Below are 19309 nucleotides of genomic sequence, written 5' to 3'. Positions count from 1 at the left end.
GACTCAAGGAGGAGCCATGAACCGCGACGCCGTCATCGTCGGAGCCGTCCGCACCCCGATCGGCAAGGGCAAGCCCACCGGCGCGCTGCACGATGTGCTGCCCGCCGACCTGCTCGCGCACAGCCTGCGCGAAGTCGTGGCACGCACCGGGGTGGACCCCGCGCAGATCGACGACGTCATCGCCGGTGCCGTCGCCCAGGTCGGCGACCAGGCGGTCAACATCGCCCGCAACGCGTTGCTGGGCGCCGGCTTCCCCGAGTCGGTTCCCGGCGTCACGATCGACCGGCAGTGCGGCAGCAGCCAGCAGGCCATCAGCTTCGCCGCCCAGGGCGTGCTTTCCGGCGCCTACGACGTCGTCGTCGCCGCCGGCGTGGAATCCATGGGCCGCGTCCCAATGGGCACCTCGGTGCTGCCGGGCAGCAATCCCTTCGGTAACGACATGACCCGGCGCTACCCCGATGGCCTGGTGCCGCAAGGCATCAGCGCCGAACTGATCGCCGCGCGGTGGGGCTTCTCGCGCACCCAGCTCGACGAGTTCTCCGCCGGCAGCCACGACAAGGCCGCCCGCGCCACCAAGGACGGGCTGTTCGACAACGAGCTGATCCCGATCGCCGGCCTGTCCACCGACGAATTCATCCGGCCGGGCACGACGGTCGAGACGCTGGCCGGCTTGCGGCCGGCGTTCTACAGCGAAGCGATGAAAGACCGCTTCCCGCAGATCAATTGGTCGATCACGGCGGGCAACTCCTCGCCGCTCTCCGACGGCAGCGCCGCGGTCATGATCACCACCAGCGAAACCGCCAAGAAACTCGGCCTGCGTCCGCTGGCCCGCATCCACACCACCACCGTGGTGGGCTCCGACCCGCTCTACATGCTGACCGGGGTCATCCCGGCCACCGAGAAGGTGCTGCACCGCGCCGGGCTGACGCTGGCCGACATCGACCTGTTCGAGGTCAACGAGGCGTTCGCACCCGTGGTGCTGGCCTGGGCGCAGGACACCGGCGCCGACCTGGCGAAGACCAACGTCAACGGCGGCGCCATCGCGATCGGTCATCCGCTGGGCGCCAGCGGCGCCCGCATCATGACGACCCTGGTCAACGCTTTGGAACAGCGCGGCGGGCGGTACGGGCTGCAGACGATGTGCGAGGGCGGCGGCATGGCCAACGCGACCATCATCGAGCGGTTGTGATGTCCCCCGTCTCGGGAATCTTCGTCATCGGCGGCACCGGAGCCCAGGGCATTCCTGTCATTCGTGCCCTGGTCTCCGACCAGAAGTACTCGGTGCGATTCCTAAGCCGCGACCCCGCCTCGCGAAGAGCGGAGGACCTCCTCGCCCTCGACAACGTGTCCGTCCTGGAAGGCTCGTTCGCCGACGAGGCGGTCCTGCGGGAGGGATTTCGCGGTTGCGACGGAGCATTCGTCAACATCGACGGGTTCAACACGGGCGAGAAAACCGAGATGTATTGGGCTATCCGCAGTTACGAGATAGCCATCGAAGAAGGAGTGAAATTTTTCGTCTACGGGAACCTCGACTATGGGCTCAAGAAGTCGGGATTCGACTCCCGCTTCCGCACCGGCCACTATGACGGCAAGGGCCGGGTGGGTGAGTGGATCCTGTTCCAGAATCGGGTGAACGGTGATCGGATGGGCGCGGCGGTCTTCACGTCGGGTCCGTACATCGAGATGGTGATATCACCCGGGACACCCATGACGCCTGCCGTCGAGGACGGTGTCGTGACGTGGCGGGTTCCGCTCGGCGCGGGTGCCGTTCCCCATGTAGCTCTTGACGATTGCGGATATTACGTCCGCTGGCTCTTCGACCATCCCGAGCGCGCGAACGGCATGGATCTCGAAGCCGCGATCGACCACATCGCCTATGCGGATCTCGCCGCGGCGTTCGAGAAGGTCACCGGGCATCCGGCGCGGTACATCGATACCGATTTAGACGCGTACTGGAGGAAAGGCCCTCTCAGTAGGGCCGCGGATGCGCCAGCCGGATACAACGCCGACCCAAATGACAAGAGCACCATGAACATCCGCGACAACTTCACGGGGTTCTGGAATCTCTGGAAATTCGGCGTCGTCAAACGCGATTACGATCTGCTCGACGAGATTCACCCGAATCGGATCAGGAGCGCCGAGGAGTGGTTCCGCAGAGAAGACCAGTTGGGACGAGAGTTGGGCAAGGGCGGCCTGTGGGAGCGGATTCAACCGGAGAACCGGACTCCAATCCTCAAGATTGGCGAGGATCAAAGAACAGGGAAGCTGTGAGTGCGATGACCGAGATTCGATTCGACGGCGTGCGGGTGCGCTACGAGAGCGCCAAGAGCTTCGACGAGCTGCTAGCCGCGTTGCTCGACGATATCGGCGAGCGCCCCGTCCCGATCAACGACATCGCGACGACCAGCGAGAGCTGGGAGTCCTACCGGGAGCGCGTCGAACCCCAGGTCGGGCCAAGCGGATTCATGCTGTTCGGTGTCGTCGACCACGGCGCGTGGATCCCGAAGGCCGGCATCGACCGCAAGGCGATCCGCGTCATCCTCGGCAACCCGCTGATCGCGATCACGATGCTGCGCCACGACGTGACGGCGGGCCTATTCGCCCCCGTCGAGCTGCTGATCACCGACGAGCCGGCCGGAAGCAGCCTGACCTACGTCAAACCGTCATCGCTGATGGTCGTCGAACCCAACCCCGAATTGCTCAGCGCCGCGGAACAACTCGACGCCAAGCTGGCTGCGCTCGCCGAAAAGGTGACCAGCGGCTCCTAAGAGCGCGGTCTAATAACAGTAAGGATTGCGCCCCTACCCCGGTCACGCGCGCGTTGCCTTGAGTCGGTTGCCGGCGATCACCCTGCGTAACAGGGATGGCCGGAGAAGATCCGTGGGCTGCCCGAGGAGTTGCATCTGTCTGAACAGCGTCTCGGTGACTACTACGTCGGTCGCCGCCGCCAGGTAAAGCTTGCGCATGCCGAGACTGATTAACCGCTTTGGCGTCGACTGCCAATCATTTGACGGGATGATGGCGAAATCGAAGAACCGATTCGCCCACCACATCGGTGACAACTTCCTGGCGGAGGTGCGAAAGAAGCGGAAGCCTAACTCCTCATTACCATCGGTCAAGCACGTTCGGAGCACCGCTGCCTGCAACGCCGACGAGGTCATACCTTGGCCATACACGGGATTGAGGCTGCATAAGGCATCGCCCATGACCACCAAGCCCTTTGGAAACCGGGTGAGCTTGTGATAACAACGCCAAACGCTGGTGGGATACCGCTGAGTGGACACCTCGCCAATCGGTTCCGCGGCGCGCAGCACCGCAGAGACATGGTTCGGCATGGACCCGGAAACTGAATCAAGCAACCCGGGCAGGTCGGTTGGTGTCTTCCTGCCAGCGAAACCGATCACCGTGGCGATGGCGGTCCCGTCTTCGTAAGGCAACAACCCAAAACCCTCCGGGCTGTCGAGTGTGGGAATTCCCAACACGGCTCGCTCGGCGAGCGCCCCAGGTGCCAAGCGGAAGAATTGGCTTGAGTAGCTCAGGTCAATCGTGTACCGGCGTTCCGGGGGCCTTCGATAGCCGTTGGCCTCCAAGAACGCCGGGGTGCGGGCGGAGCGACCAGTCGCGTCGATAACGAGGTCGGTCGTCAGCACACGTTCCTGGCCGGTTTCACGTTCGACCACCCGTGCACCCGTGACCCGGCCAGTAGGGTCGATCACCGTCTCCGCCACTTCATGCCCGTCCATGAATATGACATTTGCGATCGAGCGCACCCGCCGTCGAATAAGTCCTTCCAGCAGCGGCCGGCTGGCCAAGAACACGACCATGCCCTCGGACCGTGTGAACCTCCCCGACCGGCAAAACACGATGTCACCGACGCCCAGATGGAACAGGCCAGGGTCATCGGGACTGTCAAGGACTATGGCCCCCGCCGCTTCGAGTTCCTCTACCAGGCCTGGAAACAAGTCCACGATGTACGGCACACCCCGGCCGAGCATCTGATGCAGATGGCGGCCTTGTGAAACCCCTCGCCGCTGAAATGTGCCATCGGGCAACTTGTCACGCTCGACCACGGTGACTGTGCCATAGAAATCCGACAACACCCTGGCAGCGAACAGGCCAGCGATGCTCGCGCCGCAGACCAATGCATGCTCACTGCCCATGTCGCTGGCCCCTCCCCACGACTGCCCGCCAACACCACACTGGCAGCGCGCTCCACCGCTGTCTACCGATGAGGCGGTCACATCTTCATGAGAAGACCTGGGGCGGAGACGCAATCGGCGCAAAGGGTGTTCGGGTCGGCGCATGGTCGGCGGGTCGGCCTGGCATAGTCGGCGGCGGAACCGCAATCCAAGGGCATTCGCCTCGTTAACGCTAGGAGTCATCCATGAGCGACGCCGACGCCGCATCGATCCGAGCGGCGCGCAGTGACTGGATCAGCGAGCACCTCGACACGTATCTGACCTCCGGCGGCGCGCGGGGCCACATCATGGACGTCAGCGCAGTCGGGGGCCGGGTACTGACCACCCACTGCTTGATCAGGTGTGTGGGCCGCAAATCGGGCAAGAGCTATATCAGGCCGTTGATCTACGGCAACGTCGGTGGCGAGATCGTGGTCGTCGCATCCAAGGGAGGCGCCGACACGCATCCGGAGTGGTACCTGAATGTTGTGCAGAGCAACACGATCGGCGTCCAGATCGCGACCCAAGCATTCGAGGCAACCTGGCGCGAGCCCGAAGCCGAGGAACGCCATCAGGTGTGGGCGTACATGTCTCACCTGTATCCGCCGTACCTCACCTATCAGAAGTCAACCAGTCGTCAGATCCCGTTGGTGATGTTGACGCCCGTGCGGGCAATCGACGTCTTTTCCGCGGAAGACTCCCGGTAGCCGTTGCTAGGCAACCGAACTCGAGAGCTCAGAGCCAGCCGGTGCGGGCGGCCGCCACTGGCTCGGGCGGCGCAGGCGCCAATGCCCCGTCGCGCACGCCGTCGAGCATCCGTTTGACCGCGGCGACGATCTCCGGTGCCGCCGCGGCGAGCCCGGCCTTGTCGGCCTCGGGAACCTCGTCCGGGTCGACGCCCGCCCGGGCCAGCACGGCGGCCGGGTCGGCCAGCTGACCGGCCAGCCAGGCGACCGGGTCGGCGGACAGCTCGGGAACGAAATGCCGGCGGCCGGGTTCCCACCCGTCGAAGCGGGGATGGTGATGCGCGCGGTCCAACGTCCCGGGCGGGCTCTCGGTGGAGCCGAACAGGTCTACCCGCCACACTGGCCGGTTGAAACCGATCGGGATGCCGGCGTAGATCGACCCGTGCGGCTCATCCCGGTCGACGAGGCGCAGTTCCAGCCTGACTCCCCGTTCCGGGGTTTCCTGACCCTCGTTGGGGTTCGGGTCGACGAAGAACATGTCCCCGACAACCACGCCCAGGGTTTCGAATCCAAACGCTGCGAGCATGTCTGCCAGCGTAGTCCCGGCCGTCGAATCGGGTCACGCACCGACCTTCGTGCCCGCGTGGTCGGGTAACACCACTTCGTAGTCCGCGAAAGCCACTGCCCTTGTGCGGCGCTGGTATTCGTGCACCAGCCCCGGCCAGTTGGTGGTGACCCGGCCGGATGCGGTGCGATACCAGGAGTCGCAGCTGGTCCAGACGCCGGAGTCCAGGCGGGACTGGATTTCCGCGTCGTACGCCTGCTCCACGTCGCGCCGGACCTCGAACGCGCGGACCACACCCCCGCGCGCGAGCTCTTCGGTGATCTGGCGGATGTAGCGGGCCTGCTGCTCCATCATCAGGATGATCGAGCTGCTGCCGAGATTGGTGTTCGGGCCGTAGATCAGGAACATGTTCGGGAAGCCGGGGACCGCCATACCGAGATGGGCGCGTGCCCCGGCGGCCCACTCGGACTGCAAATCCCGGCCGTCGCGGCCGGTGATCGTCATCGGCGCGAGGAATTCGGTGGCCTTGAATCCGGTGCCGTAGATGATGACGTCTACCTCATGCAAGACCTCGTGACCCTGGCCGTCGGCGGTGCGCACACCCGCGGACGTCACCTCGGTGATCGTGTCGGTCTCGACGTCGACGTTGTCGCAGGCCAGCGCCGGGTACCAGTCGCTGCTGAACAGCACGCGCTTGCAGCCGATCGGGTAGTCGGGCGTGAGCTTGGCCCGCAGCACCGGATCTTTGATGTGGCGCTTGAGGTTTGCCGACGCGGCGACACCCACCAGCCGGGCGAGCGGGGCGGCTTTGGTCAGCGCGAGGCCGAAGGACTCCGAGATCTCCCAGATCAGCCCGCGCATGGCGGCGGCGAAGCCGGGCACCGTGCGGAAGGCGGCGTGGTGCGCGTCGGTGTAGGCGCGATCCGGCTTGGGGATGATGTACGGGGCGGACCGCTGAAAGACGGTCACGTGCTTGGCGGTCTCGCGAATGCGCGGCACGAATTGGATCGCCGACGCGCCGGTGCCCAGGACGGCGACGCGCTTGCCGGCCAACTCGACGTCATGGCGCCACTGCGCGGAATGGAACGAGGGGCCCGCGAAGGTGTCGAGTCCCGGGATGTTCGGCAGCGCCGGACGCGACAACTGCCCGACCGCGGGCACCAGCACGTCGGCCTCGAACACGTCGCCGGTCGAGGTCTCCACCCGCCACGTGGTGGTTCCGTCGTCGTAGCGGGCCGAGGTTACCTCCACCCCGGTCCGCACCAGGTCGCGAAGGCCGAACCGGTCGGCGGTGTCGTGGATGTAGCCGAGAATGTCGGGCTGCTCCGCGTATCGCCGGCCCCAGTCGGACTTCCGGGCGAAGGAGTAGGAGTACAGGTTCGACGGGACGTCGCAGGCGGCGCCCGGGTAGGTGTTCTCCCGCCAGACGCCGCCGATGTCGTCGGCCTTTTCCAGCACCGTCACGTCGGCGAGACCATCCCTGGACAGCTCATAGGCGGCGGCCAGGCCGCCGAAGCCGGCCCCGATCACCAGCACGCGAGGACGAGTCGAAGTCATGACTCCAAAGTTAGGGGCGCGTTGCGCCTTGCCGACAGCCGATTGCGGTCGGCAAATCCATGATTCCGGCCACGATCAGACGGTCTGCAGCCGGGCCCGCGGCGCGACCGAACGCTGATAGCGCGCGGGTGTGGTGCCGGTCCACCGCTTGAACGCGGCGATGAAGCTCGTCGCCTCGGCGTAACCGAGCCGCAGCGCGACGTCGTCGACCGACAGCGCGCCCGTCGCCAACAGCTCCTCGGCGAGCACCCGGTGCACCTCTTCGACCAGGTCGCGAAAGCTCGTGTTTTCCTCGGCGAGCCGCCGCCGCAGCGTCCGCTCGCTCATCGCCAGCTGCCGGGCGACGGCCGCGATCGTGTGGGGTTCGCCGTCGACCGACGCCAGCCGGTCGCGGACCCGCCGGGCAACACCGGACCGCTCGCGGCGGCGTTCCAACAGGGCTAGGCACTGCTGCTCGCACATGGCCACGGTCATCTCGCTGGCCTGCGGGAGCGGGTTGTCCAGCAGGGCGGCGGGCCAGCGCGCCACGTTCGCCGGCGAGTCGTAACGGGGTGTCACGCCGAATGCCTTGCGGGCCAAGGCGTCTCCCGATGCGGGCGCCGGGCCCGCGAACTCGATCGAGGTGAACGGGACCGGGCGGCCCAGCATCTCCGCCATGACCCGGGCGATGGCCGCCAGGTCACGCCGCACCAGAAACTCCGCAACCGGCCCGGTCAAGTCGGGCAGGTCGAGCCGCATTGCCGCGACCGGTCCCTCGACCATGACGGTCGGCAGGCAGAAGCCGTAGCTGAGCTCGTAGAACCGGGCGGCGAACCGGACGGCGTCGCCCAGCGTCGAACTCGTCAGGCAGGCGAAACCGAAGATGCCCAACGACCCGACGTGATAGCTGGCGCCCACCCGCACCCCGAGGTCGGCCGGGTTCCCCAGCAGGTTCACCAGGTTCGTCACGACCGCCAGCTCCTGGCGTCCGACGATCATCCGGTTGTGGTCGTGCAGGTCGGCCTGCGTCAGGCCGGTTCCCTCGAGCAGGTCCGTCACGGCAAGGCCGTTCTCGCAACCGAACTCGGTCATCAACGCGACACTGGCGGTGCTACGCGGAAAATCCCAGTGCGACACCTGCGATCCGACGAACACCTGCACGTGTCCCAGTATGGCGAACGGCCGAAGCGCCGAACGTGCACGGCGGAAAGGCTAGGCGGCCAGGTCGTCCGCGCCGCCGACCGCGCGCTGCGCGTCACGCTGCGCACGCTTGGCGCGCCGCCAGCCACGCACGGTCGCGATGGCTGTCTTCAGCCCGCGCCGCCGGCCGGTCTCCGGGTCGGTGCCCGCGAAACCGGGCTCCAGGTCGGCGAACATGCGCTCGCTGCGGGTTTCCGGAGCGTCGTCGGCGTCGGCGCGCAGGTACTTGTTCGGCAGCGACAGCTTGGCCAGCGTGCGCCACGTCTTGCCGTACTGAACCAGGAACGACCCGGTGGTGTAGGGCAGGTCGTACTTGTCGCAGATCTCGCGCACCCGCACCGCGATCTCCGCATACCGGTTACTCGGCAGGTCCGGGAACAGGTGGTGCTCGATCTGGTGGGACAGGTTGCCGCTCATGAACCGCAGCGCCGGCCCGGCCTCGAAGTTGGCGCTGCCCAGCATCTGGCGCAGGTACCACTGCCCCTTGGTCTCGCCGATCATGTCGGTCTTGGTGAATTTCTCTGCGCCATCGGGGAAATGGCCGCAGAAGATGACGGCGTTGGCCCACACGTTGCGGATTATGTTCGCGACCGCGTTGGCCTTCAGCGTGGATCGGTAGGTGGCGCCGGGTGACAGCGCGGTCAGCGCCGGGAACGCGACGTAATCCTTGACCACCTGCCGGCCGGCCTTGGCCAGGAACTCGTCCACCCGCTGGCGGGCGTCGTCCTGCTCCATCCGCTTCTTGACGATCTTGCCGAGCTCCACGTGCTGCAGGCCGACGCCCCACTCGAAGAGCAGCGCAAGCAGGGTGTTGTAGACCAGGTTGAACAGGTTGAAGCGCTTCCAGCGCTGGTCCCGGGTGACGCGCAGCAAGCCGTAGCCGACGTCGTCGTCCATCCCGAGGATGTTCGTGTACTTGTGATGCACGAAGTTGTGGGTGTAGCGCCAGTGCTTCGACGACCCGCTCATGTCCCACTCCCACGTCGAGGAGTGGATCTCCGGGTCGTTCATCCAGTCCCACTGGCCGTGCATGACGTTGTGGCCGATCTCCATGTTTTCGATGATCTTGGCCACGCCCAGCGTGACGGTCCCGGCCCACCAGGCCGAGCGCTTCGAGCTGGCGGCCAGCGTCAGCCGGGCCGCCACCTCCAGCGCGCGCTGGGCCGCGATCGTGCGGCGGATGTAGCGGGCGTCGCGCGCGCCGCGAGAGTCTTCAATGTCCTGGCGGATGGCGTCCAGCTCAACGGCCAGGTTTTCAATGTCGGCGTCCGTCAAATGGGCGAATACGTCGACGTCGGTGATCGCCATCGTCTTTTTCTCCCTGCGGTCGATTTGTCCGTCCTAAACCAGGTCCAGACCTACGTTATCGTAACCTACGATTCCGTAGGTTACCTGTGAGTAGCCTTCAGATGTCGAGCACACAATCGCCGGAAGCGGCGGACACGCAGGTCTGAATCCGGGTGCCCGGATCGTGTTCCGCGCCGGTGCGCAGGTCACGGACGTGCCCCTCCACCAGGCCGACGACGCACGACTGGCATATACCCATTCGGCAGCCGAAGGGCATCTGCACGCCTGCACCCTCCCCCGCGTCCATCAACGACGTCGCCGCGTCGGCGACGACGGCGCGATCGCTCCGGGCGAAGGTGACCGTTCCGCCGGAGCCGGCCGGCGCGGCCTTGGACACGGCGAACCGTTCCAGGTGCAGCCGGTCACCGATGCCCGCCGCCGACCAGATCTTCTCGGCCTGGGTCAGCATGCCCTCCGGCCCGCAGGCCCAGGTGTGCCGGTCGCGCCAGTCCGGTACCTCGTGGTCGAGCCGGGCGAGGTCGAGACGGCCCTGGGTACGGGTCTCCCGCAGCAGTAGGCGATAGCCCGGATGGTCGGCCGCCAGCGCGGCCAACTCGGCCCGGAACATCACGTCGGATTCCGTCGGCGCCGAATGGACGTGCGCGATGTCGCCAATCTGGTTGCGGCGCACCAGCGTTCGCAGCATGGACATTACCGGCGTGATCCCGGATCCGGCGGTGAGGAACAAGATCGATGACGGCGCCGGGTCGGGCAACACGAAGTTGCCCTGCGGGGCGGCCAGCCGGACGATGGTCCCCCGCTCGACGCCCGCCACCAGGTGCGACGACAGAAACCCTTCGGGCATCGCCTTCACCGTGATGGTCACCGTGCGCGCCGAGCCGGACCCGGACGTCGCGGCGGGGCTGGACGTCAGCGAATACGACCGCCAGCGCCAGCGTCCGTCCATCAGCAGACCGATCCCGATGTACTGACCCGGCTGGTAGTCGAAGTTGAAGCCCCACCCCGGCTTGATCACCAGGGTCGCCGAATCCTCCGTCTCGCGGCGCACCTCGAGGATGCGGCCCCGCACTTCCCGCGCCGACCACAGGGGATTGGCCAGATGCAGGTAGTCGTCTGGCAACAGTGGTGTCGTGATGCGGGCGGCCAGCTTGCGCAGCGCGTGCCAACCGGGGTGCCGGTCGGCGCCGGCGACGACTGGCCGCGTGGTTTCGACGACGTTGCCCGTGATCGATGGGTTACGTCTGCCCAGGGGAGGCTCCTGCTCACTACGCGGCGTCTTACTTGCGCTGACCATTGTGGTCGATTCGGTGGGCCTCACGAAACCTACGGTACCGTAACCTACGGTGGCGTAGCTAGCGTCGTGGCCGAGAACACGCCACCCTTCGCCCCTACAGCAGCTCGAGCAGGAACGGCAGCTCCTGGTTGGCGTACCACGCCAAGTCATGGTCCTGCGCGTCGCCAACAATCAGTTCGGCGTCCTCATCGCCCAGGTCGGCGGCGTCGATGGCCTCGATCGCCTTCGTCACGGCCGGCTCGGCATCCGCATTGTCGACGTACGCGGCGATCACGTCCGCCAGCGCGACGGGCCCGCCGAGTCTCACCACCGCGTCGTCGAGGTCGGGACGGAAGGTGACGTCGCCCACCTCGGCGGCCAGCACCGCGCGCCGCGGCGGCAGGGATCCGGGCGCCCCTTCGGCTTCCGTGTCGGCCAGCAGGCGCAGCGACGCCAGCGCCGCCTCGCGCAGCGCGACCTCGGCGAGCTCGTCGTCGTCGCCCTCGGCGTACGCCTCACGCAACGTCGGCGTCAGGGCGAACGCGGTGCCGTTGACGGGCCGCAACGAGCCGTCGGCCACCAGGCCCTGCAACATGGCCAGCGTGGCCGGAATGTAGACCTGGATGGCTCAGTCCCCGATCAACGTGGCCGCGAAGTCGTCGACATACGTCGCCAGGTCGCGCGGCGGGCGCTGGTAACTCACGGCAGGCAGCGGAAGTTTCGGAAGTTTGATCTTCGGCCGTTCCACCTCGTGGTAGTCGATCGTCGACAGCAAATGGGCCATCATGTTCAGCCGCGCGTGCTTCTTGATGTCCGATTCCACCACATACCAAGGGCTGAACGAGGTATCGGTGTGCACCATCATCTCATCCTTGGCCCGCGAATATTCTTCCCACCGGTAAACCGATTGCAGATCCATCGTTGACAATTTCCATTGCCGCACAGGATCATTCAGCCGCGCCCTGAAGCGGCGCAGCTGTTCGGCCTCGGAAACCGAGAACCAATATTTGCGGAGCAGGATCCCCTCGTCGATCAGCAACTGCTCGAAGATCGGTGTCTGCCGCAAAAACAGCACGTACTCCTGCGGCGTGCAGAATCCCATCACCTTCTCGACACCGGCGCGGTTGTACCACGACCGATCGAACAGCACGATCTCCCCTTTGGCCGGCAGATGGGCGATATAGCGCTGGTAGTACCACTGTCCGCGCTCGCGCTCCGTCGGCGCGGGCAGCGCCGCGATGCGGACGGCCCGCGGGTTCAGGTATTCGGTGATCCGCTTGATGGTTCCACCCTTGCCCGCCCCGTCGCGGCCCTCGAAGATGACCACGACGCGGGCGCCGGTGTGCCGCACCCACTCCTGCAGCGTGACGAATTCCGTTTGCAGCCGGAACAATTCGGCTCGATAAATCTCGTCGGGCACCTTGCGCACGGGCGGCGAAGCCGACTTCTTGCTGTGCGCCTTCGCGGACTCGCCGTCTTTGGTCGCGATGCTCATATCAACGGATGATAGATCCAGGCAGCAAGGTTGACCTCCGACTACGACCGGGAAGCTTCCAGCAATTCCTCGAGCGATTGGTTCAACAGGCCCGGCAGCAGCTCGACGTCGCTCATCGCTTCGCGGTCGGCATTGATGCCGAAATACAGCATGCCGTTGTACGACGTCACGCTGATGGCCAGCGCCTGGTTGTGCAACAGCGGCGGGACGGCATAGGTCTCGAGCAATTTGGTGCCGGCGATGTACATCTGCGACTGGGCCCCGGGCGCGTTGGTGATCAGCAGGTTGAACGTCCGCCTGGAAAAGGTGGGGAAGCTGGTGGCGACCCGGATGCCCATGGCGTGCAACGTGGGTGGCGCAAACCCCGACAGCGTGACGATGGTCCTGGCGTCCACCAGGCGGGCGGCCGTCGGGTTCGACTCGGTGGCGTGCGCGATCTGCGAGAGGCGCACCACCGCGTTCGGCTCCCCCACCGGCAGGTCGACCAAGAACGGCATCACCTGGCTGATGGCCTGACCGGGCCCGGTCGCATCGAGCTGACCGTCGGCGTAGATGGACAGCGGCGCCATGGCCCGCACCGTCGCGGTCGGCGACACCGCCACCCCGCGTGACATCAGCCAGCTGCCCAGGGCGCCGGCGATCACCGCGAGCACCACGTCGTTGACGTCGCAGTCGTACCGGGCGCGCACCGTGCGGTAGTCGGCGAGGTTGCCGCACGCGACCGTGAACCGGCGGTGGCGCGAAACGGTCGCATTGAGCGGACTGCTGGGGGCCGTGCCGCGCGCCACGGTGCGCGCGAAATCGAGGATCCGCCGGCCGGCGGCGAGGAGTTCGCCGTTGTTGGTCACCAGCCCACCGATGGCCGAGCCGACGGCCTGCAGCTGGGTGCCCGGCCCCACGAACCAATCGCCGATGGCTCCGAAGATCAGCCGCGCGTCACCCGGGTCGCGTTCCGGCACCCAGATGTCTTCGGGAAAGGGCGGCGGTCGCTTGGTGCGATCGGCGATGACGTGATTGATTTCCAGCGCCGTCATGCCGTTGATGACGGCTTGATGCGACTTGGTGTACAGGGCCACCCGGTTCTTGGACAGGCCCTCGACCAGATACATCTCCCACAGCGGCCGCGACTTGTCCAGCGGCCGGGCGGCCAGCCGCGCGATCAGCTCGTGCAGTTGTTCGTCGCTGCCCGGGGAGGGCAGGGCGGAGCGCCGGACGTGATAGGTGATGTCGAAGTCGCCGTCGTCGACCCAGACCGGCCGGGCCGACCCGACCCGCACCTCCCGGACCTTTTGCCGATAGCGCGGAATTTGGGGCAGCCGCTGCTCGACGGTGGCCAGCAGCGTCTCGTAGCTCAGTCCGGCGCGCGGCCGGCGCAGGATCGACAGTGATCCGACGTACATCGGGGTGGCGGTGTTCTCCAGGCGAAAAAACGCCGCGTCCGATGGGGACAGCCGGGTCACCATAGGGCGCAGTCCTCCTCACCGAATGATCGCCCTGTTGCTGAAGGAGATTTGTCGCCCACGGTAATCGTCCGGCCGGGCGGCGTCCGAGCGCGGGTACGCGCGAGCCCGAGTTGTGCCATGATGACCACTGCCTGCCACTCTCCAGCGGGCTCCCGGTTCGGCCGAAGAGTTGGAGAGTGCGCGTTGAACATCAGTCCTGTCGCGGGTCCGCCCGGCGCGTTCGCCGTCCTGCCCGTCGTCGACTACGAGCCCCCGGCACAAGACGTGCCACGAAGCGTTCCCTCCTGCCTGCCGTCGTCCCGCGCACCGTTGCGCCGGCGCAGCGCCCACGCGCCGCACCGGCCCTGCCCGCCCGGCAATCAGCCGCCCGAGGAGCCGCGGGCCGCGCTGTCGGGGCCGATGCGGCAGGCGGCGGTGTTCGCCGACGCGGCGCTGCGCCGCGTGCTGGAGGTCATCGACCGCCGCCGCCCCGCCGCCCAGCTGCGCCCGTTGCTGACGCCAAGCCTCGTGGATTCCGTCGTCTCGGTGGGCCATGCGGCCGCCGGTCGGCAGGGCGCGGCGGTGCTTCGGCGGCTGCGCCTGCAGCCGTCCGGTCGGGACCCGGAGGCCGCGGCCGAGGTCTCAGGCTCGTACAGCCGCGGCAACCGGATCCACGCCATCGCCTGCCGCGTCGAGCGGGCGCCCGCCGGCGCCGGCTGGCTGGTGGTGGCCCTGCACATCGGTTGACCGCCCGTCACCGCGCGGGCCCGGCGGTCGGCGCCAGCGGGCCGCCCGTGTAGCGGGTCAGCACCGGCCCGACGATCGCCATGATGAACACGTACGCCGTCGCCAATGCGGCGACCGCCGGAATGGACGTGCCCGCCAATCCGATGATGATCAGCGAGAATTCGCCCCTGGCGACCAGCGCGGTACCCGCGCGCAGTTGCCCGCGCCGCGCCACGCCGTCGCGCCGGGCGGCGAAGATCCCGGTGGCCACCTTGGTCGCCGCGGTGACCGCGGCCAGGATCAGCGCCGCGGGAAGCATCGGGACCAGCGCGTGCGGATCGACCGAAAAGCCGATCGCCAGGAAGAAGATGGCGGCGAATAGATCCCGCAGCGGGCCCAGCACCCGGCGGGCCCGGTCCGCCGTTTCCCCGGTCAGCGTCAGCCCCACCAGAAACGCGCCGACCGCGGCCGACGCGTGCAGGGATTCGGCCAGCGCCGCCACGATCAAGGTGATGCCCAGCACCCGCAGCAGCAGCTGTTCGGAGTCCGGGTGCTCGACCAGCCGGCCGACGTGGTGGCCCCAGCGGTAGGACGCGGCGAACGCCGCCAACAGCGCGGCCACCGCCACCACCATGCCGACGACGGCGTGCAGCCAGCCGCCGCCGGATGCCAGGACGGCGAACAGGGGCAGGTAGGCCGCCATCGCGAAGTCCTCGAGGACCAGCACGGAGAGCACCGCCGGCGTCTCCCGGTTACCGAGCCGGTGCAAGTCCTCCAGCAGCCGCGCGATGACACCCGAGGAGGAGATGTAGGTGACGCCGGCCAGGCACAGGATCGCCACGCCGTCCAATCCCAGCAGCCAGCCGGCGATCGCACCGGGCGCCGCGTTGAGGACGACGTCGACACCCGCCGACGGCAGGTGGTGGCGGAGGCTGGCGGCGAACTCGGCGGCGGAGAACTCCAGGCCCAGGGTGAGCAGCAGCAGCACGACGCCGATGGGCGCGCTCGTGGTGATGAACTGGCCGCCGGCGTCCAGCGGTAGGATCCCGCCCTTACCCAGGGACAAGCCCGCCAGCAGGTACACCGGGATCGGAGACAGGGCGAATCGGCGTGCGATGGCGCCCACTACGGCCAGCGTGGCCAGGAGGGCGCCGAGTTGTAACAGCAGCGCCCACGAAACTTGCACCGGCTCAGCCCTTGTCGATGATCTGTTCGACGCCGGCGATGCCGTCCTGGGTGCCGATGACAATCAAAACGTCTCGGGCATAGAGCATTTCGGCCGGACCCGGCGAGGCCAGCACTTCCTCGTTTCGCACGATCGCGACGATGGAGGCGCCGGTGCGGGTGCGGGCGCGGGTGTCGCCCAGGGGATGGCCCACGAAGGGGCTATCGGCCAGGATGTGGACCTGCCCCGTCTCGAGTCCGGGTATTTCGCGGGCCAACTCGGTGAACCGCTCCGCGATGCGCGGTGCCCCCAGGATCTGGGCCACCGCCTCGGCCTCTTCGTCACTGAGGTGCAGGAGCGGCCGGGCCTCGTCGGGGTCCTCCCGGGCGTAGACGACGACCTCGAAATCGCCGCTGCGCCGCGCGATGATGCCGATGCGGTCGCCCTTGTGATCGGTGAATTCGTAGCGAAGGCCGACGCCCGGCAGCAGCACCTCCTTGACATCCATACCGTCAATCCTGACAGGTCGACCGCAGGCGCCGTCATCCGATCGCCGAGCCGCTAACCAATTACAAAGATTCAGCCCTGCCGGGCAACGCCCGTGGCCTGGCGGCGCGGAATCGGCAGCAGCATCGACACCTCGCGGCGGTACTCGCGGTAGGGGTGGCCGATCGACGCGACCAGGTCACGCTCTTCGAGCTGCGTGGCGATCAGGACGTAGGTCGTCATGCCGATCGAGAACAGCAGGTGTCCCGCCGTCATGGTCGGCGCCGCCCAGAACGCGATGAGCATCCCGAGCATCAGCGGGTGACGCACCACGCGGTAGAGCAGACGTACGCGGAATTCGACACTGGTGTAAGGCTTTTGGCGCGATGCCAGATACACCTGCCGGAGCCCGAACAAATCGAAATGGTTGATCAGGAACGTCGCCAGCAGCGCGATCGCCCAGCCGAGCCAGAAGAGCGCCCACAACGCCGCGCGGGCCGCCGGCATCCGCACATCCCAGAGGACCGTCGGCATCGTCCGCCACTGCCAGTACAGCAGGGCCAGCACCACGCTCGACAGCAGCACATAGGTGCTGCGCTCGATCGACGTCGGCACCAACCGCACCCACCATCGCTTGAACGCGGGCCGGGCCATCACGCTGTGCTGGAGGCCGAACAAGGCCACCAACGCCGCGTTGATGGGTATCGCCGCGGTGACTGGCGCGGTGAGCGCGTGATCGACGCTTCGCGGCACCGCGAGGTTGCCCACGAAACCAATGAGATACAGAAAGGCCGCGAGGAAGAGCAGGTACGCCGCGGCGCCGTAACCAAGCGTCAAGTATCGCTTCATGGGCTAAGTGTCCGCCGGCCACACACGTTCGGATATAGGTCGTTTGCCTCATCTTCGGCGGGCAGGGCCCTAGGCATTTTTGACTAGTCCGTTGCGCAGCGCGTACATGCTGGCGCCGATGCGGTTCGATACGCCGATCTTGGCGTAGGTCCGTTCGACATGGTTGCGGGCTGTTTTCTCGCTGATCACCAACGACGCGGCGATCTCCTTGTTCGAGGCGCCGCGCGCGACCAGGCACAGCACCTCGATCTCCCTGGGGGTCAACCCGTCCGGCCGCATGTGGGGCCGTTGCGCCGGCTGACCCGCCGCGTGCAGCACTGCTTCGACGGCGACCGATTCGAGTTCACCGGCTTGCACCCGCCCGCGCAGCCGCCGGGCTGCCGCGTCCGGCGACATCTGTTCGCGATACGGCCTCGGCTCGCAAGCGGACTGGTAGCAGACCGCCGCAGCCAGAATGCGGTCCGGCGGGCCGAGCGCCGGCCCGGCGAGCCCGCGGGGATATCCCGACCCGTCAAGGCATTCATGGTGATTGCCCGCGACTTCGGCAAGCTGCCGCAGGCCGGATACCTGGTTGAGGATGCGCACGGTCAAATACGGGTGCAGCCGAACGCGTTCGAACTCCGAGGCCGTCAACGATCCTTGCCTGGACCAGATCTGATTCGACACCCCGATGCGGCCCAGGTCGTGGACATGCCCCGCTCGCCGCGTCAGGGCCACCGCGTGGGCGTCGACACCCGCGGCTCGCGCGGCGTCCCCGGCGAGCCGGGCCACCGCACGCGAATGTCCAAGGGTGAACGGGCATTTCAGATCGACGAAGTCGCCGAGGGCGACGAGTAACGCGTCCAGCGATCGGTCGTCAAGCCGTCGATGCCGGTCGGGCGCCGCGGCCAGAGCCGCCGCCCACGCGTCGCCGGCCGGCGGGCCGGCCAGAACCTCCTCGCTGTGGCGAAGGAAGGCGTCGGCGACCTGGGGATCGAATTGTCCGCCGCGCCGGTCGCTCACCATGGCCACGGCCCCCGCAACGCCATAGGTCCGGTGGTGCACCTCGACCATGTCGGCCAGCTGGGCGATCCGCATCTGAATCGGGATCTCGTCGCCCCGGGCTCCGGCGGGCAGCCCACCGCCGTCGTAGCGCTCGAACGCAAACGCGACCGCCGCCTGCACGTTGGGGCCCAGGCCGATCCGGTCGGCCAGCACGGCCGCCGAGGTGCAATGCGAGTGGATCAACCGGGAGATATGGCCGCGCGCGTTGGCGAACAGCGTTGCCATCACGCTCAACCGGTGCGCCAGCGGGTGGCCGCGCCCCACGTTCCCGGCCAGGAACCGCAAGTACGGTAAGCCCGACCAATCAACAAGATACGAGTCGTGGCGCACGGCGATGTCGTCGCCGAACCACCGCGCGTACTCATGCGAGTCGGCGTGACAGCCGATCCACATGACCAAGGTCGTGTAGTAGGTGCAGTCCCGCTGTTCCGCGTCGAGCCCGAGCCGGTCGGCAAGTCTGGTCGCGATCAGCGCCGCCCGCAGCATGTGCTCGGCGGGCTGGCCCAGACCGAGGTCGATCGCCACCGACAGGGCCGCCAGCAGCTCCGCACGGGTCGGCAATTCGGGCTCCGACATGGGCCTCATTGTGCCCAGCTCATCGGCCCGCGGTCAGCCGATTGGCACAGTGCGCCCGACGGCATGATGTCGGTCGGCGTCGAACGTTTCGAAATGTCCCGAGCCCACCACGAACAGGCCCCGTTGCGGCGGCCGGAAACCGGCCAGCCGCGGTTGACGCGGCAGCGGACCGACAGGCCCGAGGTCCACGTCGCGCCATATGGCGCGCGACTGCATCACGGCCCATACCCGCGCGGGGGCGATCATGAATCGTTGCCCGTTGGGCGCTGTTCCCGAGAGCCGGACCCGGCCGGCGCGCAGGGTCGGGCCCGCGGCTCGGCCGATCGCGGCCAGCACCGCCCGGTTCGTCCACGCGCGCGCCGGCAACCGCCCGCCGACCACGCTCATCAGTCGCGTCGACGGAGTGGAACCGATATCGATCTGCCAAGCAAGCAATCCCGGGATCTCCACGAACAGCGACCACGGGGTGACCCAGGCGACGTCGATGTCGCACTGCACCGCGTCGTTGGGGGTCGCCGCGCTGAAGAAGCGAGCGCAGCTCTGCGGACCCGGCGTCGTCGCGTAGAAGGTCCACGCCCCGTCGGGGTCGCGATGCCACACCGACCGGTAGCCGGGCGAAAACGACGTGGCCGGAAAATGCCGCAGCGCCAGATAGTGGCCGCCGGCGAACGGAAGGCCCATGACACCGAAGCCGACGAATCGTTCGTCGTCTCCGGCGGGCAGGTCGGGCTTTTGCAGGACGGCCGTGGCGGCGTCCAGTGGGGTGCGTGCTTTGGTCAT

Annotated in this window: 19 protein-coding genes; 5 read left to right on the top strand and 14 right to left on the bottom strand. The window is 67.4% G+C overall.

Annotation, left to right across the window (positions count from 1 at the left end):
- Positions 1 to 16 precede the first annotated feature (16 nt).
- Genes A5711_RS14750 through A5711_RS14740 form a run of 3 tightly spaced genes read left to right on the top strand, consistent with a single transcriptional unit; the run spans position 17 to position 2768 of the window.
- Entirely contained in the window at positions 17 to 1189 is a 1173-nt protein-coding gene (locus tag A5711_RS14750) for a thiolase family protein (RefSeq protein ID WP_067947684.1), read from the top strand.
- Positions 1189 to 2271 carry an NmrA family NAD(P)-binding protein gene (locus A5711_RS14745; protein ID WP_067947683.1) on the top strand — a complete coding sequence of 361 codons (1083 nt, stop codon included), beginning with the start codon at positions 1189 to 1191 and terminating at the stop codon, positions 2269 to 2271. Before A5711_RS14750 ends, A5711_RS14745 begins: the two co-directional genes overlap by 1 nt.
- 5 nt (positions 2272 to 2276) lie before the next feature.
- Positions 2277 to 2768, top strand: a complete 492-nt coding sequence (locus tag A5711_RS14740) for a DUF302 domain-containing protein (protein WP_067947682.1) — start codon at positions 2277 to 2279, stop codon at positions 2766 to 2768.
- 42 nt (positions 2769 to 2810) lie between these two features.
- Here A5711_RS14740 and A5711_RS14735 read toward each other — a convergent pair whose 3' ends face one another.
- A complete protein-coding gene (locus A5711_RS14735; protein ID WP_067947681.1) occupies positions 2811 to 4160 on the bottom strand; it encodes an NAD(P)/FAD-dependent oxidoreductase in 1350 nt (449 codons plus the stop codon).
- Positions 4161 to 4384: 224 nt separating this feature from the next.
- On the opposite strand from A5711_RS14735, the gene A5711_RS14730 reads away from it, so the two are divergent.
- The gene (locus A5711_RS14730) at positions 4385 to 4885 is read left to right on the top strand and encodes a nitroreductase/quinone reductase family protein (RefSeq protein WP_067947680.1); all 501 of its coding nucleotides are present in this window, start codon (positions 4385 to 4387) and stop codon (positions 4883 to 4885) included.
- Positions 4886 to 4913: 28 nt separating this feature from the next.
- Here A5711_RS14730 and A5711_RS14725 read toward each other — a convergent pair whose 3' ends face one another.
- From A5711_RS14725 to A5711_RS14690, 8 genes are all read right to left on the bottom strand, one after another.
- Complete coding sequence (locus tag A5711_RS14725) at positions 4914 to 5450, bottom strand: hypothetical protein (protein ID WP_067947673.1); 537 nt, start codon at positions 5448 to 5450, stop codon at positions 4914 to 4916.
- 33 nt (positions 5451 to 5483) lie between these two features.
- On the bottom strand, positions 5484 to 6986 hold the full coding sequence (locus A5711_RS14720) for an NAD(P)/FAD-dependent oxidoreductase (RefSeq protein ID WP_067947671.1): 1503 nt from the start codon (positions 6984 to 6986) through the stop codon (positions 5484 to 5486).
- A gap of 75 nt (positions 6987 to 7061) precedes the next feature.
- Positions 7062 to 8126, bottom strand: a complete 1065-nt coding sequence (locus A5711_RS14715) for an AraC family transcriptional regulator (protein ID WP_082975740.1) — start codon at positions 8124 to 8126, stop codon at positions 7062 to 7064.
- A gap of 51 nt (positions 8127 to 8177) precedes the next feature.
- A complete protein-coding gene (locus tag A5711_RS14710; protein ID WP_067947669.1) occupies positions 8178 to 9473 on the bottom strand; it encodes a fatty acid desaturase in 1296 nt (431 codons plus the stop codon).
- Positions 9474 to 9570: 97 nt separating this feature from the next.
- Positions 9571 to 10767 (bottom strand): ferredoxin reductase, encoded by a 1197-nt coding sequence (locus A5711_RS14705; RefSeq protein ID WP_369829940.1) that lies wholly within the window; start codon positions 10765 to 10767, stop codon positions 9571 to 9573.
- Between the two features lie 94 nt (positions 10768 to 10861).
- Positions 10862 to 11341, bottom strand: a complete 480-nt coding sequence (locus A5711_RS14700) for a hypothetical protein (protein ID WP_067947667.1) — start codon at positions 11339 to 11341, stop codon at positions 10862 to 10864.
- A gap of 33 nt (positions 11342 to 11374) precedes the next feature.
- Entirely contained in the window at positions 11375 to 12241 is an 867-nt protein-coding gene (gene ppk2, locus A5711_RS14695; protein ID WP_067947666.1) for a polyphosphate kinase 2, read from the bottom strand.
- 41 nt (positions 12242 to 12282) lie between these two features.
- On the bottom strand, positions 12283 to 13704 hold the full coding sequence (locus A5711_RS14690) for a wax ester/triacylglycerol synthase family O-acyltransferase (protein ID WP_067947664.1): 1422 nt from the start codon (positions 13702 to 13704) through the stop codon (positions 12283 to 12285).
- Positions 13705 to 13887: 183 nt separating this feature from the next.
- Between A5711_RS14690 and A5711_RS14685 the strand changes: the two genes are divergently transcribed.
- Positions 13888 to 14430 carry an Rv3235 family protein gene (locus tag A5711_RS14685; RefSeq protein WP_197520089.1) on the top strand — a complete coding sequence of 181 codons (543 nt, stop codon included), beginning with the start codon at positions 13888 to 13890 and terminating at the stop codon, positions 14428 to 14430.
- Between the two features lie 7 nt (positions 14431 to 14437).
- Here A5711_RS14685 and A5711_RS14680 read toward each other — a convergent pair whose 3' ends face one another.
- From A5711_RS14680 to A5711_RS14660, 5 genes are all read right to left on the bottom strand, one after another.
- Positions 14438 to 15595: a cation:proton antiporter gene (locus tag A5711_RS14680; protein WP_067947659.1), complete on the bottom strand. Its 1158-nt coding sequence runs from the start codon at positions 15593 to 15595 to the stop codon at positions 14438 to 14440.
- 4 nt (positions 15596 to 15599) lie between these two features.
- Positions 15600 to 16082 (bottom strand): cation:proton antiporter regulatory subunit, encoded by a 483-nt coding sequence (locus A5711_RS14675; RefSeq protein ID WP_067947657.1) that lies wholly within the window; start codon positions 16080 to 16082, stop codon positions 15600 to 15602.
- Positions 16083 to 16153: 71 nt separating this feature from the next.
- Complete coding sequence (gene mddA, locus A5711_RS14670; protein WP_067947655.1) at positions 16154 to 16909, bottom strand: methanethiol S-methyltransferase; 756 nt, start codon at positions 16907 to 16909, stop codon at positions 16154 to 16156.
- Between the two features lie 69 nt (positions 16910 to 16978).
- Positions 16979 to 18529, bottom strand: a complete 1551-nt coding sequence (locus A5711_RS14665) for an HD domain-containing phosphohydrolase (protein ID WP_082975739.1) — start codon at positions 18527 to 18529, stop codon at positions 16979 to 16981.
- A gap of 33 nt (positions 18530 to 18562) precedes the next feature.
- On the bottom strand, positions 18563 to 19309 hold the full coding sequence (locus A5711_RS14660; protein WP_067947651.1) for a hypothetical protein: 747 nt from the start codon (positions 19307 to 19309) through the stop codon (positions 18563 to 18565).

Origin of the sequence: Mycobacterium sp. E2238, assembly GCF_001672665.1 — a bacterium.
In the GTDB taxonomy this organism is placed as follows: domain Bacteria; phylum Actinomycetota; class Actinomycetes; order Mycobacteriales; family Mycobacteriaceae; genus Mycobacterium.
This window is presented reverse-complemented; position numbering and strand designations above follow the sequence as displayed.

What these genes read in the sequence shown, in the direction of transcription:
- A5711_RS14750 (WP_067947684.1), top strand. Translation starts at nt 17, where the DNA reads ATGAACCGCGACGCCGTCATCGTCGGAGCCGTCCGCACCCCGATCGGC.
- mddA (WP_067947655.1), bottom strand. Translation starts at nt 16,909, where the DNA reads ATGAAGCGATACTTGACGCTTGGTTACGGCGCCGCGGCGTACCTGCTC.
- A5711_RS14675 (WP_067947657.1), bottom strand. Translation starts at nt 16,082, where the DNA reads ATGGATGTCAAGGAGGTGCTGCTGCCGGGCGTCGGCCTTCGCTACGAA.
- A5711_RS14725 (WP_067947673.1), bottom strand. Translation starts at nt 5,450, where the DNA reads ATGCTCGCAGCGTTTGGATTCGAAACCCTGGGCGTGGTTGTCGGGGAC.
- A5711_RS14720 (WP_067947671.1), bottom strand. Translation starts at nt 6,986, where the DNA reads ATGACTTCGACTCGTCCTCGCGTGCTGGTGATCGGGGCCGGCTTCGGC.
- A5711_RS14745 (WP_067947683.1), top strand. Translation starts at nt 1,189, where the DNA reads ATGTCCCCCGTCTCGGGAATCTTCGTCATCGGCGGCACCGGAGCCCAG.
- A5711_RS14660 (WP_067947651.1), bottom strand. Translation starts at nt 19,309, where the DNA reads ATGACCAAAGCACGCACCCCACTGGACGCCGCCACGGCCGTCCTGCAA.
- ppk2 (WP_067947666.1), bottom strand. Translation starts at nt 12,241, where the DNA reads ATGAGCATCGCGACCAAAGACGGCGAGTCCGCGAAGGCGCACAGCAAG.
- A5711_RS14705 (WP_369829940.1), bottom strand. Translation starts at nt 10,767, where the DNA reads ATGGTCAGCGCAAGTAAGACGCCGCGTAGTGAGCAGGAGCCTCCCCTG.
- A5711_RS14735 (WP_067947681.1), bottom strand. Translation starts at nt 4,160, where the DNA reads ATGGGCAGTGAGCATGCATTGGTCTGCGGCGCGAGCATCGCTGGCCTG.
- A5711_RS14700 (WP_067947667.1), bottom strand. Translation starts at nt 11,341, where the DNA reads ATGTTGCAGGGCCTGGTGGCCGACGGCTCGTTGCGGCCCGTCAACGGC.
- A5711_RS14730 (WP_067947680.1), top strand. Translation starts at nt 4,385, where the DNA reads ATGAGCGACGCCGACGCCGCATCGATCCGAGCGGCGCGCAGTGACTGG.
- A5711_RS14690 (WP_067947664.1), bottom strand. Translation starts at nt 13,704, where the DNA reads ATGGTGACCCGGCTGTCCCCATCGGACGCGGCGTTTTTTCGCCTGGAG.
- A5711_RS14740 (WP_067947682.1), top strand. Translation starts at nt 2,277, where the DNA reads ATGACCGAGATTCGATTCGACGGCGTGCGGGTGCGCTACGAGAGCGCC.
- A5711_RS14665 (WP_082975739.1), bottom strand. Translation starts at nt 18,529, where the DNA reads ATGTCGGAGCCCGAATTGCCGACCCGTGCGGAGCTGCTGGCGGCCCTG.
- A5711_RS14710 (WP_067947669.1), bottom strand. Translation starts at nt 9,473, where the DNA reads ATGGCGATCACCGACGTCGACGTATTCGCCCATTTGACGGACGCCGAC.